This is a genomic window from Telluria sp. ZB4P37, assembly GCF_059685855.1.
The window spans coordinates 13246-28854 of sequence record NZ_JCASID010000018.1 but is presented as its reverse complement, the minus strand read 5'-3'; the positions used below and the strand labels follow the sequence as shown (position 1 = coordinate 28854).

Sequence of the window (15609 nt, the reverse complement as noted above, 5' to 3'; positions counted from 1 at the left end):
GCCATCATAACTTGGCAATGTGAAAACCGGCAGCCGAAATACGCGCTTCCGAAAATTATTCCTGCGCCGGCCGCGCCCCGTCCAGGCCTTTCGGCAGCGGGAACACGACGTTTTCTTCCACGCCCTCAAGCGCGCGCACGCTGGCCGCGCCGAGTTCCTTGAGGCGGTCGATCACGGCCTGCACCAGCACTTCCGGCGCCGACGCGCCGGCGGTGACGCCAATACGCTTTTTGCCGGCGATCCACTGCGGATCGATGGCGGCGGCGTTATCGACCATATAGGCCTGGGTGCCCATCTTGTCGGCCACTTCGCGCAGGCGGTTCGAGTTCGAGCTGTTCGGGCTGCCGACGACGACCACGACTTCCACCTGCGGCGCGAGGAATTTCACGGCTTCCTGGCGGTTGGTGGTGGCGTAGCAGATGTCGCCTTTTTTCGGCTCGATGATGTTCGGGAAGCGTGCCTTGAGCGCCCCGATGATCTCGGCGGTGTCGTCCACCGACAGCGTGGTCTGCGAGACATAGGCCAGCTGGTCCGGGTTGTTCACCCGCAGGGTGGCGACGTCGGCCACCGTCTCGACCAGGTGCATGCCCTCTTCGGCCTGGCCCATGGTGCCTTCGACTTCCGGATGGCCGTCGTGGCCGATCATGACGATCTCGCAGCCCTGGCGGCGCATCTTGGCCACTTCGACGTGGACCTTGGTCACCAGCGGGCAGGTCGCGTCGAAAATGGTGAGGCCGCGCGATTCCGCCTCGTGGCGCACGGCCTTCGAGACACCGTGCGCGGAGAACACCAGCGTGTTGCCGGCCGGGACGTCGTCGAGGTTCTCGATGAAGATCGCGCCCTTGTTGCGCAGGTCTTCGACCACGTAGGCATTGTGCACGATCTCGTGGCGCACATAGATCGGGGCGCCGAACTGGTGCAGTGCGCGCTCGACGATCTCGATGGCGCGGTCCACGCCGGCGCAGAAGCCGCGCGGCTGGGCTAGCAGAATTTCGTTTTCCATGGCGTGTCCTGTGTTACAGCACCGAAATCAGTTTCACTTCGAATTGCAGGGCCTGGCCGGCCAGTGGGTGGTTGAAGTCGAACAGCGCGGATGTGTCGCGCATTTCCAGCAGCATGCCGGCGAAGCGGCCGCCCTTGGGTGCATTGAACTCGATCAGCTCGCCTACCTTGTAGTCGGCGTCCGGCACCGAATTCTCGGCCAGCAAGGCCTTCGAGACGGACTGGATCAGCTCGGGATTGCGCTCGCCGAACGCTTCGGCCGCGCTCAGCTCGAAGGTCTGGTGCACGCCTTCCGCCAGGCCGATCAGGCGTTGCTCGAGGAACGGTGCCAACTGCCCTTGGCCCAGCATCAAGGTGGCCGGATTGCCCGCAAAGGTAGTGATCAGATCAGTACCGTCGGCGGTGGCCAGCCGATAATGCAGGGTCAGGTAGGAGGCGTCGTTGACGACAGCAGCGGATGGGGACGACGGGACGTTGGACATGTTCGTTTGTGGTAACAGGCAGGCCTGTTGCAGGCAAACCGCTATTTTACCGCTACTCAGGCAAGGCCGGGCTTCCGCGCCGCAGGCCGCCCTCTTTTATGGCAAGGATCAGACATGGGAATTTGTGATTGGCCGGAGCAGCAACGCCCCCGCGAACGCCTGATGAGCGCCGGCGCGGGCGCGCTGTCGGACACCGAACTGCTGGCAATCTTCCTGCGCGTGGGCGTGGCCGGCAAGAGCGCCGTGGCACTGGCGCGCGACATGCTCGACCATTTCGGCTCGCTGCACCGGCTGCTGCACGCGACCGCGGGCGAGTTCGGGCAACTGCATGGTCTGGGCCCGGCCAAGTATGCCCAGCTGCAGGCAGCCATCGAACTGACGCGGCGCGCGGTAGCCGAGAATTTCGAGCGCAAGGCCCTGTGCTCGCCGGACGCCGTGCGGGAATACCTGCGCAACCAGTTCGCCCTGCAGCCCTACGAATCCTTTCTGGTGCTCTTCGTGGACGTGAAGAACCGCCTCATTAATTACGAAGAAATGTTCCGCGGCACGCTCACCCAGACTAATGTGCTCCATCTGCGAAACAACTTTTCCGTTATATCAGCGTAGCAATACTGCCAAATAGCTCGCTTAAATGCATGAGGTTTTCACGCGTATGACGGTGGTGCATATAGCTGTCGAACAATCAATTGCATATTATGGTCATGCTGACCATATTCGCCGGTGGAGCCTGACTATCTGCTGGTCACTCTGACTGACGTCTGGCCGCTTGCGGCTCAACACTGCTGTAAGCGGTGGCAGGAAGCAGAGTTCGCCGAGCCACGCCACCTTCGGCTAAGACAATGTCCCACATGAAGGGCAGGCCGCGCAAACGGCCGCAGAATTGTGTCCACGAACTGGTGCTGTGCATCTTGAAAGTTGCACCCGTGTTGCGCATTACACCGTATATGTTTAGTCTGTACAGATGAAACCTGTATTCGCAACATATCTGCTTTCCGATTTTTTTAAATCGAAGGGCTTCACGTCGATTGGCCTTGAGTTGAACAGCAAGTCCATCGCGCTTGGCCTGCCTCGCCAGCTAATGAAGTATGTAATCGGCGCTTACTTCGACGAAGTCAAGCCCGCAGGGGCGAGGAATTTGTACCCCAACCCAAAACGGGTGGGAATGCTCGGCCGACACGGCTGGAGAATCGAAGCGGTGATTCAGCCGTTCGAGCTGCATCTGGTTACATGGGAGCAGGACTTGCGCGACCGAGTAGCCAGCTTCGACGAAGCGCTCGACCTACTTGATGAGCTTCAAGGTTCGCTTGAGGATGAGCCCGAGATACGCTCCGCAACGATTCGAGAAGTGATTGCAGGTGCGCCAAGCCTAACTGATGAGCAGCGTGCTGAGTTGGTTGCATACGGCCGTGCTGCGGGCATGTGGGATACCGGCTCATATTGAGTTTGATGAGAGGCGAGCCCTGGGTTACTGCGTCTTAACTTCGGCTCGGCCAACAACCTTAGCTATAGGCCGAAATTTCATTGGCCGAAACATTCAAGCATGTGAGCCCTTGCTCTACAAGCAGCACTGGGTGATGGTCGCATCCGCCCGTGCTGGGGGCATGACGTTATCGGTCGCAGTCATTACCCGGTCCTGGTTCACATGCGCAGTCAGAGGCGCTATACCAATACAACAGGACTAAATTAAACGTAGTGAATAATTTGGTGGGCTTCTCCCCCCCCCTGCGCGTGCCGCGGGTCTAACGCCCCTTTCTATGATGCAACGTTCGCAAGCTTGTACCTTGCACAAACGTGGCATTTAGGCCAAACCAACGTGGAAATCAGGCTGTGCAGTTTTGCTGATAGGAGTAAAAGTCCGGGCGGCGTGCGAACCGCCCGGTTTCCTATTTCGCGTTACCAAAGCGGCATTTCTTGCCACATTGTGGGGTAACACTGAAGTGCTCGCACCTGAGATGAGCGTTACGCCGCAACTGAGGCTATCGCCGTTGCAGCAAGGTCGAGGCTGCTGCGGGCGAGTCCGTGCGTAACGATTGCGATGGTGACCGGGACACCAGGCCGTCAACCTGCTGCGTCTGCTGCGCCCCGTCCAATGCGCAGTCATAGAAATCTAGTAGTACAGCGCTAGACCCGTGAGGTCGACACCCAGCTTCTTCAGCTGCGGGATTCGTCGGACAAGAAGCTTGCTGTCGACGACGGTACCGTACGTGTCGTTTACCATGCCAAATTCGTGCCCGTTTTTCAACACCAGGATGCCTAGATTGTTCAGTGACCGCGCGCTGTCGATGAGTGTCCGCACGCTATTCAAGTCGCAATCGGGTGCCAAGTCAGGAGCGCTAATCCACTCCCGCATGGTTTTTCCCGCCAGCTCGTAATGGAGCACGAGCTGGCGCGCTTATTCCGTCAGCGCGGCTTGGTTCGTCGGCACCGTGGCCGCAGCGGCGTCTTTCATCCTCGTTGAGGAGGCCTGTCGGTCCTTCCCCTTAAACTCACTACCACCAACCAAGCGCAACATTTAAATCCTTGTCCATCACAACATAAGCCTATCAGTTTGCCTGACCGCAAGTTTGGCGGCCTGGGCGGGCGGAAACAAGTATTTCAGTACAGAGCCAAGCCAGCTAAGTCGATATTTAGCTTCTTCAACTCCGGAATGCGACGCACAAGGAGCTTGCTGTCTACTACAGTAGCGTACGAGTCTAACGTCAGTCCCGCATCGTGCCCGCCGCTGGCCAATATAATGCCGAGGCGAGTCAAGGCTATACACCCGGTGCTGAACGCGGTCATTGATGCCAGGCGAGCGGCTCGGTCACTTGAGTCCGCTGGCACGTCGGAGGCTTCAATTAATTCCCGTACGGTTTTGCCTGCAATCTGGTACCCAAGGACCAGCTTACGAGCATAGTCCTCCTGGGCCGACAAGGTCGCTGTCACCGCTGCACCCGGCGTCTTTATCTCTAAGGCGGAACGCTCTCGGTCCATATTCTTTACTTCAGTACCTGCTACCAAGCGCAACATATCAAATCCTCTTCATCGACAAACGTACCACCCGTGCCCAGAACCATGCCCGCCAAAGTTTCCTTACGGAAAATTTCGGCATTATATCTGTTCGCCTAGGCCATTGCGAGCGGCGTGTGCCCAAATATCGGCACTGGGCCAGCGCAATAGCAAGTCGTCCCAGGCGACGGTGCCAACACATTTCCAACCTCTCGGTATGCCCCCCATCGGCAGGCCTCCGCTGAGCCGTGTATAGCTCCATCCAACGCCCAGCTGCGGGCATGCAATGGGATGGGTAGCGTGACTCGACGGCGGCCTGCAAAGCCACCTAGGCCAGTTGCAGCGGCACAGGGTTTGTGGAGACGCTAGCAGGGGCGCAAGTGCCTGGCCGAAGGCTTGGCGCGCGCAGGCGCGCCAGCGCCGAAGCACAGCACCCGAAGGGCCACGGAGCGCTCTCGCGCGAAGTGGTGTCTGGCCGCCCACGGCCAGACATGCCATCAGGGGGAGCCAGAATCAGGTGGCGGTCCTCGACCGCCAGGCGTCCTAACGCCGACCTGATTTTGGGGGACGAAGTCCACGGCCCCGAGGCACTCGGGCAACCGGGTACAGACGGGCACCGACCCGGGCCCCCGCTGCCGGCTTGACGGCAGATGGGGAGGGAGGTGAGTCCACGGGACCGCGTAACCTTTCAGGTGTAGCGCCGGCTGTAGCCGGTTGCCCGAGCGTCGAGGGGCCGCAGTGACACAGCCCCCCTAGGGGCTGAGTCTTTTTTAGGGCGTCCAGCCCGTGAAAAAAAAGACGCTGTCACGTAAGGGAGATTTATCTCCCGCGCAGCCCACATAGTGGGCGAAGGGTAAGGTCGGAGACCTTACCTACCCTACACAAAATTCATGTTCCTGCCGGCGGCGCTATACGGAGATACATACACTCCGGAGCGCAACATGAACAAACGAGAACAAGGAATGCAGTATCGAGTGCATACGATGAGAGCACTGGCACGCCTGGGCTATGCAACGACTCGGCAGCTGGCGAAGGTTGTCTGGCGGCGCTGCGACGGGAGCACCCGAAAGATGTGTGGCCGGACACTGCGCAATCTCCTTGAGAGCGGCTACATTGTCACCCGGCGAGATGCCAATAGCGTCAACGGCGAGCAGCTCGCAGCCGTCACCGTCGCAGGCGCCACATGGTTAGCCGAGCACGGAGACCCTCTACCCTACGGCAAAGCGCATGCGCGGGACTGGCTGCGGCACGCGCACAGTCACCGCACGGCCTGCAACTCCGTCTACGCCGCGACCGCCGGTCTGTTCCCCAATACGCGTGCCTGGTCGGAGCTGGAGATTAGGGCCGGCCTGGCGCCGTTGGGGCAGCTGGCGTACAGCTTCGACGGAGCCGTCCTGGGCAAGATACCGGATGTCCTGCTGGAGCTGACAGGCGGCCTCGCTTTTATAGAAGTGGAGAACAGCTGGCGCAGCGACAAGGACTTGGCGAAAGTCGTGGCGAGCATGCGGGCGATGGTAATCGACAAGCGCGTCGTTGAAGTGCACTTCGTCATTACCGCGTCAGGGGCCAAGAGCATCGGCGCGCGGCTGCGCAAGGCGCTGACGCATGGCCCCGAGTCTGGTTGGCCGCGCCAGGTGAAAGAGCTGGACGCGCGAATTCTCGCGCAGTACGTGAAGGTTTTCACGCTGAACAGCGAAACCCTGGAACTGTCGCCTGTGGCGTTTTAAGGCTATCGCTTAATTATCCGGATCAGCGTGACGCTATTACTGAAACGACAATGACCGAATGTATTTTGCGGCTAGCCGTCAGTCCGCCAAGAGGGGCTCGTGGCAATCGCCACGAGAACCCTCGTTATTATTTCCGTGACGCCATCACGGAAAGGGCGGCGTAGTTCGTTGCGGACGGCCTGCGCCGATTGGCCGCCATTCGCCTGGACAGCTCGGCACTGACGTACCGACCTACACAGAGGTGTTCGTGCTGGCCACTTTTGACTGGACCAGGTCCGGCACGTCTAACACCGGGACGCCTTGGAGGAGCGCTCAAGCGTATCGCCCAGTCACCAGGGTGAGGGTTGAGCGGAGTGCGGCGCAGGCAACCCTGCGGTTGTCTTAGAGATAACCCAAAGACTGCTTTGCAGTTGAAGACAAAAGGAATCCGACCCAGAGTCCGACCCAACGGGCAATTTCGGTCCCTTGTCTTTCTTGTCTTAACCCAACAGGACCCTTCGGTCCGAACCCATGGTTCCCAACGATGCCGCCGCGTAAGCTGGCAAGCCGGCGGGCAACCAGGGCGGAATGGTGATAAGCGAGGCGCCATAGTAAATTTCGATTGAGCATCTACCTCCGACCCCGCCAAAACGGGCCAGGAACGCCTAGGAGCGCAAAACGCGCCCGGAGACGACCCCAAGCTCCTCCTGCGCCAGAAAACGCCCCCTGGAGCCTCTAGGCTTGCCAAACCCCAGAGAGACCTGCGCCTTCAGGGGCCAATGGCAACCCGGGAGGGCACCTGGGCACCGAGGTGGAATGGTGATGCGCGAGGCGCTGTAGGAAATTGCGATTGAGCATCTAACCCCAAACGCCGCCAAAACGCACCAGGAACGCCTAGGAGCGCAAAACGCGCCCCGAGATGACCCGAAGCACCTACTGCACAGAAAAACGTCTCCTGGAGCCTCTACGTTCGCCAAGCCCCAGAGGGACCTGCGCTTCAGAAGCCAATGGCAACCCGGAAGGGCACCTCAGAATTACGTTCGAGGAGCACCACGACGCCGACCTGGGCGTAGAGAGGACGCCTTCCCGCAACCCTGCTTCCCTGGCTGCCCGTGCCGAAGGCACATACGGGTCGCCTACCATCATCCACATACCAACGGCTCAGACCTGTGCAGCTCATCAACAACAAGGCGATGCTATCCGCGCTCGCGCTATGCTTACGTAAGCATATGTTTATTTATGATGAGCATATCCTTAATTAAGAATATATAAGCTACTCCCTAGTAAGCATATGCTTTTAAAGGTCGGAGAGGTCACCTACCCTACTGCTTTTGCCCCGTCCCGGCGGGTGGTTGTCGCGAAGCGTTAGTCGAGGCCCCGACACATAATTTAAGTAGAGCCCACCTTCTTACACCCCCAGGACATATCTCATCAAGTTGCATAATGCGCCTGCGACTATGGCATATCGGCCAATCTTCGCAGGCCCACCTTCCAGGCTGCTTCCTTGGCTGCCCGTCCGTATTGGGAGGATGCCCGCTCGCTTCAGTTAGTTCGACGGTTTGTCATCATCCAGTCCCAAGCTGGAGTCAGGTCCATCCAGTCAAACTCCGCACCTAGGCTCCCATTGTCGTTGACGATTCGAAGCTTGCTGTCATCACGGGTGATGAATAACACTTTGTCGTAGATTTTCGGAGTGCGCCTCGCCTTTCGGCTCGCGTCCTTAGTGCTCTCCTTTGTTTCAACTAAGCGAATTTCCGGCGGACGACCGATGGGATGCTCTAGGCAAACAATAAAGTCAGGATAGAAGTAGTTGCGATGCTCGCCGCGGACCACCCGCACCGCCCACGGCTTATTCCGCGGATTTCGGTGCCACCACACAACATGCTTGTCGCGGTCAAGAGAATCGATGAAATCGTGTTCCTCGTTGTTCACTGCTGACGTCCAGTCGTAGCCACTCACGGTGAGTTGGCCGCTTTGATGTACTACTTTAGGCGCGGCCATCGAACTGGCCGCATCCATGCCCAAGTCGCCCTTCTCGTCGGCGAGCTTACTTTCGAACGGAGGAACGACTCCATACAGGTTCTTCTTAGAGTCCTTCAGGGCATGCTTCAGCGGATACAGCATCGCATCTGGCAACGGTTCGGCATGGTCTACGGTCGCGAACTCAGAAACGGCGTCTTGGATAGCTTCAGCCAGCCGTTGAGCCTCGCGCCGTATCACCCAGCAGGCAGCGTCGCGCGCCAGGCGGTTGAGTTCTTTGTCGCCCACTACTTTAGCCACGTCATCGGATGGCGGTACTGCTACATGCTCACGCAAACGGCTGGCTAAGGTGCTGATGATAACCCGGATGTCTTCGTCTTCAATTTGCGGAATCTTGCGCAAAGCCGCTACTACTTCACGGGTTACTGCGTTGCGGTCGGTGACAACCATAACGGTCTCTTCCGTAGATGTACCCTGAGTCAGCTCAGTATGTAATTCCTTTTCGTCCAGCAGATTGTAAGCTGCACGCACAGCAAAACTAACGAGCGACTCGTTCAGAATGAGTTCTTCTGCTGCCTTAGCTGACACCTTGGCCATATCAGCCATTTGCGGCCGAGTTTCACGCTTGAATGCCGTCGGTACACCTTGCAGCTGAACGTTGCGCATGTACGCTTTTAAACCTTGGGCCTGAAGGCGTTCCAAGACCTCAGTTTCATTAACTGGCAGAGTGCTTACCGCCGCCGGACTCGGCACCACCTTATCCCATTGCATAATAACGGTGCCTGGGTCGATGGGTTCTAACTTCCCACCTCCAAAAAACAGGTCTATTTGAGTCGACTCGGTGGGCGCGACTGGCGTCTCGTCTTCGTCTTCGTCGTCGTCCTCGACGTCGGGCAGGACGCGAGTTTCTTCATATGTAACCGGTAGCTGCGGCGTGGTACGGCTAGTGATGACTGTGGCCCCGGAGGCGGTTTTCTTAATCACCATTTGTTCGGTTTGACCTTCCAACTCGCTCTTCACTGCCCCCACAGTATTTACTGCTGACTGGAAACCTTGCTGAGCATTTGCATCGGCCAAATATATGAATGCAGTGTCAAGCTCTGGCGGAATTAATGTAGGCTTAGGAAATGTCTCGCGGACTTGATTGGCAACACGCATTACACGGCCAATGAACTGCATGGCGAAGTCAGCGTCGTTGACTAATTTGGTAGATGCCAATATAAAGGCACGCGGTGCATCGAAGCCGGTACCGGCTGACTGCTTAAAGATAAGCACTTCTTTGGTGTAGTCGTTGGCGATAGCCGCCATCAACACTGGGTCGGGAGCGTCAGAAGAGTGCATGCCAATTTTGCCCGGCGGCACCCGGCACAGACGGACGAGGTCGTCGCGAGCCTCTTCCACTGCCTTATCACCGTTCGAGACTTGGACAAGGAGCAATGGAGTAAGGTTAATGCCTGCAGCCGACAACAACTTCTTGAGCTGCAATTGCTTTTTCCACGCTTGGCGCAATACAGTTCTTTTGAGGTCGGTTACAGTGGCAATAGTCCGCTGGAGGTCATATATAACCGCCTCGATGTATCGCTTATTTAAGCGCGCTTCTACCGCTTCAGCTCTGCTGACTGTGAAGCTAGTGCGTGCGCCTTTACCTGCCTGAGTGAGGAACTGGTCTAAGACAGCATCCTTTGGTGTGGCCGAGGCCATAACCAAATAATCAGGGTTAAGCCAATGTGCGAATTTACCGAACTCGGTACCGCTATTCAAGCCGATGTGTGCTTCGTCGACTACTAACCCAATCTTTAGTTTACGAGCGCGCGCCAATTCCACAAACTCGTTCAATGCTCGCTCGTCATCGTCCATATCGTTGGAGTAGCCAGACTTGCGGTCCACCGCCCTGGCTACGCCCTGTGCCGTCGACAACAAAACCATCCCAGTGCTCGGCTCCTGGTTGCGCCCGCGTGCCAACATGACCGGAAACAGCTGGCCCGCAGCATTTGCCAGAATGGAGTCTTCCGTCTGTTGGACCAAGTTAACAAATGGGACGAACCATAGCCAGACCGTATCCTGCTCTGCTGATACTTTCGCCAAAGCGCGCACTAGCATGAATGTCTTGCCCGACCCGGTAGGAGAACGAAGAAGACATGGCGGCGAGGGATGACTCAGCAACGCTCGAGTCAAGTTGTGAATGATTTCACGCTGAAACCCAATCGGTTCCAACGAGTCTGACTGTGCGGCAACAAAATCCATTGCTTTCATGCCTGCCCCCTTGCCTGCCCGTTAAGTAATGCGTCGTGCAGGCTATGGCAATTGGCCTCTACACCCCTTGCCTCCAGCATTTCTTGGAGGGCTATCGGACGTTCACAATAGACGGCCAAGCGCCCCGCACCATGTGCTTCCGGCCATGTCGCTAACGCCTCGACAGCAGCTTCATTAACTTCCCTGCAAAACAGGATGTCGCAGTCGCCTGAACGGGCGATACGCTGCACCGGAGCGTCACTACTGCTCCATATCCCATGTGCCAGCCGGAGACACAGCAAGGCCCATGCGTTTTCGAAGCCTGCCTCAAACGGTAGGTCTGCCGTAGACACCTTGTCAAGTTGAAGATAGGCAAACTCGCCACCCTGCTCCAAACTATAGCCCGGTTTGCCAGCATAGCCTTGGCTTACCCGCCGTAGGCGCCGAGCTGTAATGTCGCGGCAAATGTTCTTAGTTGGCTCCTTTTCAGTCACTTCAGTGCTAGAGCACAAAATGTACCGTCTCTTCCCGCTCGGGCCATCCTCTGCATTTAACTCCAGCACAGCTTGGCCAGTAGTACCAGAGCCAGCAAAAAAATCTAATACGATGTCATCTTTATGCGTGGCCTGAGAAAGCAAGCCTTTAATTAACGACAGTGGCTTGGGGAAGGAAAACGCTTTGCTGCCCAAGATTTCTTTCACTTCATCTGTCGCGACGCCGCCGCGTGTGCTTCTCATAGTAAAGGGCGCTTCCAAATCTTCGTCTGGAACGTCCTCTTTCAAACCCGCAATCCAGCTACTAAAGGGTGCAATGCGCTCCGATTCCGGTTTGGCTACCCAATGCTCTTTACGCGATGGCCGGCCAGATGCAATCGGTTTTCCCACCCAGAAATCCAGGTCAGGCAAATCAGCTCGCAGCAACGGAGTTTTCTTCTTTGGCGAAATAGGGCCGCGGCCCGATTTAATCGCACTCAACAACTCCTCCTTAGTTTGGAACAAGAACACCTCATCTGGCTTACATGGGGGGAAGTAAATCATCTTATCCCTAATCATTTGTTCCATTGTGTCACTTCGAAGCGCGTCAATCGCAGCCGCAATTGCTTCTTCACTACCGTTGAGCCTGTTACGAATTCCCATTTCAGACGCGTAAGCCCAAACCCTGTCTGGGTCACATGGATACCAGAGGCCTGTTTCCGGGTTTTGGATGGGATAGTAAGTATTTTCTCGGTCTATGTAAGAGTGAGCTTTAGTCAATGGCTGTGCTGACCAATCGCCGCGAGGGTCTTTATCGGTATTGCGGAACTTACTACGGTCCGTCGGCTTGCCGTTAAAGACAAAACCAGGGTTGGCATAGGCTAAAATGTGCTCATGAACATGGCTGAGGCGCTGCGAAATGTCGTTACCAGTATCCTTGGTTCGCCAAACGAAGCTACCCAGTCTCTGTCTAGGGAAAACTTCGTCCATTAGCATTTCCAGCCTAGCTCGGTTCTCGTCGTTAATGGACACCAGAATCACCCCATCTGGCGTCAGTAGGTCACGAGCCAGCAACAACCGCTGGTACAAAAACTCCAGCCACATAGAGTGGCGCCAGCGGTCGGTTTTGCCAACGTAGTGGTCGTTATAGACCCAGTCCTTCTCTCCCGTGTTATACGGAGGGTCAATGTAAATGACCCGCACGCGCCCGGCATAGGTAGCCTTCAGCAGGCGCAGCGAATCGAAATTATCGCCTTCAATGATGAGGTTGCGGTGAACAAATCCGTCGGCAGCGCCACTCGGCGTGAGACTTAACTCTGGGACCAAGCGGGGGAGCACGATGTCAGCGCTCAGTGCCTCGTCGTGCTCGATGGCATTGCGCTCCCAAGTCAAGCCGAGCTTGCGCTTGGTTAAGTGTTCGACCAGCAAGCGTCGCAGTTCTTGCGCGCTGAGATTGTTGAGCCTAGACATCAAATCAGACGGCGTCTTTCGGTCGGTCATATTGTATGTTTCCAATTTTCAATTGGCTTGGATTCTCTCACACTGGTTCGACTAGGCTCAAGATTTCTGCCACGCGCTTGCTACGTCGATAGGAAAAATTCAACAACGTCCTGAGAGGCCAGCCTAGAGTGCACTTTCAGTCTTCGTGTCTTCTTGCCTCAACTACGGGACCCTTCGGCCCGAATCCCACAGCTCCCGAAGAACACTTCGGGTTAGGCCGGCAAGCCGGCGGGCAACCAGGGTGGAATGATGATGAGCGAGGCGCCATGGCAAATTCCGAGCGAGCATCCATCTCCGAGTGCGTCCGAAACGCACCAGAAACGCCCAAGAGCGCAAAACGCACCTCGCGATGAGCACGTGAACTTGCTGCACAAAAACTCTTTCCTAAGCCTCTACGCTCGCCCCGTCAAAGACACGTCCCTTCAGAAGCCCCGGCCAGGTCGAGCCGGTCGCTAGCGGCCGACGTCCTGCCTACGATGTAGCTGCCCATGGCCCGAATGCAATCTGGAGGGAGAATGCGGTCACCAACCAGGCGGCTCCGGACGCGACAAAAATTTTTGGCTAACCGTAACACTAAAAGTCTTTTCAACTAAGCAAGATGATATTCTGATGCCTTTGGCCAAGTTCGGCCAGGTGCCGACGTTCGAATCGAGCGCCCAAGTTATCCAACATTGAAGCTCTAGGTGAAATGGTTTTGCTGGAGACAAAACCGGCGCAGAGGTTATCGGAAAGGGTGCTCACCAGGTAATAATTCACTCATTGCCTCGATTCTCTTCCAGCAACACTAGAAGTTATTCTTAAAAATAATCAAGGCTTATGTGATGATTGAGAAACTTGATATTACGAACTTTGGCTCGTTCACCGGATTTCAGTGGGACACAGAAGTTCGCGAGAACCACGGCGCTATCAGCAAGTTCAAAAAGCTGAATATCATTTATGGACGTAATTATTCGGGGAAAACGACGCTGTCCCGTGTTTTTCGTTCATATGAGGTTGGCCAAACTCCAGCCAGATTCGATAACCCTGCGTTTAAAATTAAGACCACCGGTGGCCTCTGGACCCAAGCGCAGCTGACGGTACAAGGTCCGCCAATTCGAGTCTATAACAAGGATTTTGTAGAGAGTAACCTTGCGTTTCTTCGCGACGAAGATGGGCATATCCAACCATTCGCCGTTCTAGGGTCTAAGAATAAAGAGCTGGAGCTTCAGATAGAGGACATCCGCACGAAACTTGGCAGCAAAGATTCCGATTCGGGTCTGCGCGCGGCCTATGCAAAAAAGAAGGATGAAGTAGCAAAAGCCCAACGCTTGGGAAACGAAAAGACCGAAGCTTTGAATAAAAAGTTGGTTGACAAGGCCAACAGTAAGCCTAAAGGTATTAAACACAACCCGCTCTACAAAAACCCGTATTACGATGTACGGAATTTGGGTGCTGACATATCTTCAGCGGCTGCGCAGAACATAATTCCCATGGAAGATGCGGAGCGGTCAGAAAAGGTCAAGTCATTAACTGAAAAGGCACTTGGAGAAATCAGAGGCCTGTTCGTATTTCGTCCTGCAATTGAGAATCTGTGGGAAAAGGCGAAAGAGATTGCTGGCATCAAAATTAAGCCAAGTGCTCCGCTTCAAGACCTGTTGAATTCTGCTGTTCTGACGCAGTGGGTCAGAGCTGGCAAGGGGCTTCATGCAGCTCGCGATACATGTGCCTTTTGCCGGCAGCCTCTGCCAGCCAGTCTCTGGGAATCTCTGAACAAGCATTTCAACGAAGAGTCTGAAAGCTTGCAACGAAAAATTGAAGAGGTTTTCGTCCAAATCGAGGTGGAGAGAACGAAACTGACTCAACTTCGTTTACCCAATCGACTGCAGTTTTATTCGGCGTTCCATGAGAAGCACGATGAGCTCGCGACGCGGCTTGATGCAGCGTTATTGGAGTACCAGATAGCGCTCGATGGGCTTGCAAAGGTCATCCGCGAGCGGTCAGAGAATATTTTCGTCGACAAGCAGCTGGACGCGGTCACCTATGAGTGCGCGCCCAGACTCACAGAAGTGTTAGATGAGGCCAGCCTACTGGTTAACTCCAGTAATGCACATACCGCTCAATTAGATGCGACTCAGAAAGCACTGCGTGAGGAACTCAGACTTAGCGAGGTCGCAGCATTCATCCTCGATAGTGGATTGGAAGTAGCAAAGGAAGACATAGAGGCTAACAAGGAACGCGAAAAAAACTTAGTGGCAGAGCTAAAAGCTTTAGAAGCCGAAGGTAAACAACTTAACGCCAAGCTGGAAGCTCTCCAAGCGCAGCTAAGGGACGAAAAACGGGGTGCTGAGCAAGTGAACTGTTACCTTGGCCACTCACTTGGCGGGACAAATCTTCGGCTGGTGGCCGAGGAGCAGGAAGGTCAGTCGACATATCGGTTTCGAATCATGCGAGGAGAGCAGGCTGCATACAACTTGAGCGAAGGTGAATGTAGCCTTGTCTCGTTCTGCTATTTTCTGGCAAGGCTTGAGGACATTCAGACAAAGGGCAGCAACCCGATTATCTACATCGACGACCCGATTTCAAGCCTGGACAGCAATCACATATTCTTTATATATAGTTTGATTGAGGCGTTCATCGCAAAGCCGCTTCGGGGCGAGGACGGCAAAGACTTAAAAGACGCGGCAGGAAGAAAGATATTTAAGTATGAGCAGCTTTTTATTTCCACCCACAACCTGGACTTTCTCAAGTACCTAAAGAAATTGAGCAAGCCTGAAGAGGTCGAAAAGTTCATGATTGTCCGGAAAGCAGCTTCAAGTTCCATTGGGCTGATGCCTAAATATCTAAGAAACTACATCACGGAGTTGAACTACCTCTTCGGCGAGATTTACACCTGCGTGGACGAGATTAATTCAAACAAAAGCTACCATAGTTTTTATAATTTCGGGAATAATCTAAGGAAGTTTTTGGAGGCGTACTTGTTTTTCAAATACCCAAGCGCTGACGTAAATAACGATGGTAGGCTGCGCCTCTTCTTCGGTGATTCGGACAGTTCGATGGACTTCGTAAATCGGCTTGCGAATGAACACTCGCACTTAGAGGAATTTGTAGACAGAGGAATGGTACCTATCGACTGCGCCGAAATATCGAGGATGGCTATTTTCGTGCTTGAGGCAATGCGGCAGAAGGACCCCGCGCAGTACGAGCACTTTGTGAAGAGCATAGGAGCTGACGTTCCATTGCCTGCTGTACCGGCATAGTACACGACAG

Annotated in this window: 8 protein-coding genes and 1 pseudogene; 4 read left to right on the top strand and 5 right to left on the bottom strand. The window is 55.5% G+C overall.

The window, feature by feature from the left end:
• Positions 1-55 precede the first annotated feature (55 nt).
• A complete protein-coding gene (gene ispH / locus AC56K1_RS20815; RefSeq protein WP_497159692.1) occupies positions 56-1003 on the bottom strand; it encodes a 4-hydroxy-3-methylbut-2-enyl diphosphate reductase in 948 nt (315 codons plus the stop codon).
• Between the two features lie 13 nt (positions 1004-1016).
• Entirely contained in the window at positions 1017-1484 is a 468-nt protein-coding gene (locus AC56K1_RS20810) for an FKBP-type peptidyl-prolyl cis-trans isomerase (protein WP_497159691.1), read from the bottom strand.
• Between the two features lie 114 nt (positions 1485-1598).
• Between AC56K1_RS20810 and AC56K1_RS20805 the strand changes: the two are divergent.
• Together AC56K1_RS20805 and AC56K1_RS20800 are read left to right on the top strand one after the other, a co-directional pair.
• Positions 1599-2051, top strand: a pseudogene (locus tag AC56K1_RS20805) (UPF0758 domain-containing protein); the annotation flags it as partial.
• A 394-nt stretch (positions 2052-2445) separates the two neighbouring features.
• Positions 2446-2925: a hypothetical protein gene (locus AC56K1_RS20800; protein ID WP_497159690.1), complete on the top strand. Its 480-nt coding sequence runs from the start codon at positions 2446-2448 to the stop codon at positions 2923-2925.
• A 666-nt stretch (positions 2926-3591) separates the two neighbouring features.
• Here the strand turns inward: AC56K1_RS20800 and AC56K1_RS20795 are convergent.
• A complete protein-coding gene (locus tag AC56K1_RS20795) occupies positions 3592-3864 on the bottom strand; it encodes a hypothetical protein (RefSeq protein ID WP_497159689.1) in 273 nt (90 codons plus the stop codon).
• 1549 nt (positions 3865-5413) lie between these two features.
• On the opposite strand from AC56K1_RS20795, the gene AC56K1_RS20790 reads away from it, so the two are divergent.
• Positions 5414-6199 (top strand): hypothetical protein, encoded by a 786-nt coding sequence (locus tag AC56K1_RS20790; RefSeq protein WP_497159688.1) that lies wholly within the window; start codon positions 5414-5416, stop codon positions 6197-6199.
• Between the two features lie 1521 nt (positions 6200-7720).
• On the opposite strand, the gene AC56K1_RS20785 is transcribed toward AC56K1_RS20790, so the two are convergent.
• Together AC56K1_RS20785 and AC56K1_RS20780 are read right to left on the bottom strand one after the other, a co-directional pair.
• Positions 7721-10411 carry a DEAD/DEAH box helicase gene (locus AC56K1_RS20785; protein ID WP_497159687.1) on the bottom strand — a complete coding sequence of 897 codons (2691 nt, stop codon included), beginning with the start codon at positions 10409-10411 and terminating at the stop codon, positions 7721-7723.
• Complete coding sequence (locus tag AC56K1_RS20780; protein WP_497159686.1) at positions 10408-12363, bottom strand: site-specific DNA-methyltransferase; 1956 nt, start codon at positions 12361-12363, stop codon at positions 10408-10410. The genes AC56K1_RS20785 and AC56K1_RS20780 overlap by 4 nt, the downstream gene beginning before the upstream one ends.
• Positions 12364-13184: 821 nt before the next feature.
• Here AC56K1_RS20780 and AC56K1_RS20775 point away from each other — a divergent pair.
• Positions 13185-15599: an AAA family ATPase gene (locus AC56K1_RS20775; RefSeq protein WP_497159685.1), complete on the top strand. Its 2415-nt coding sequence runs from the start codon at positions 13185-13187 to the stop codon at positions 15597-15599.
• Positions 15600-15609 lie beyond the last annotated feature (10 nt).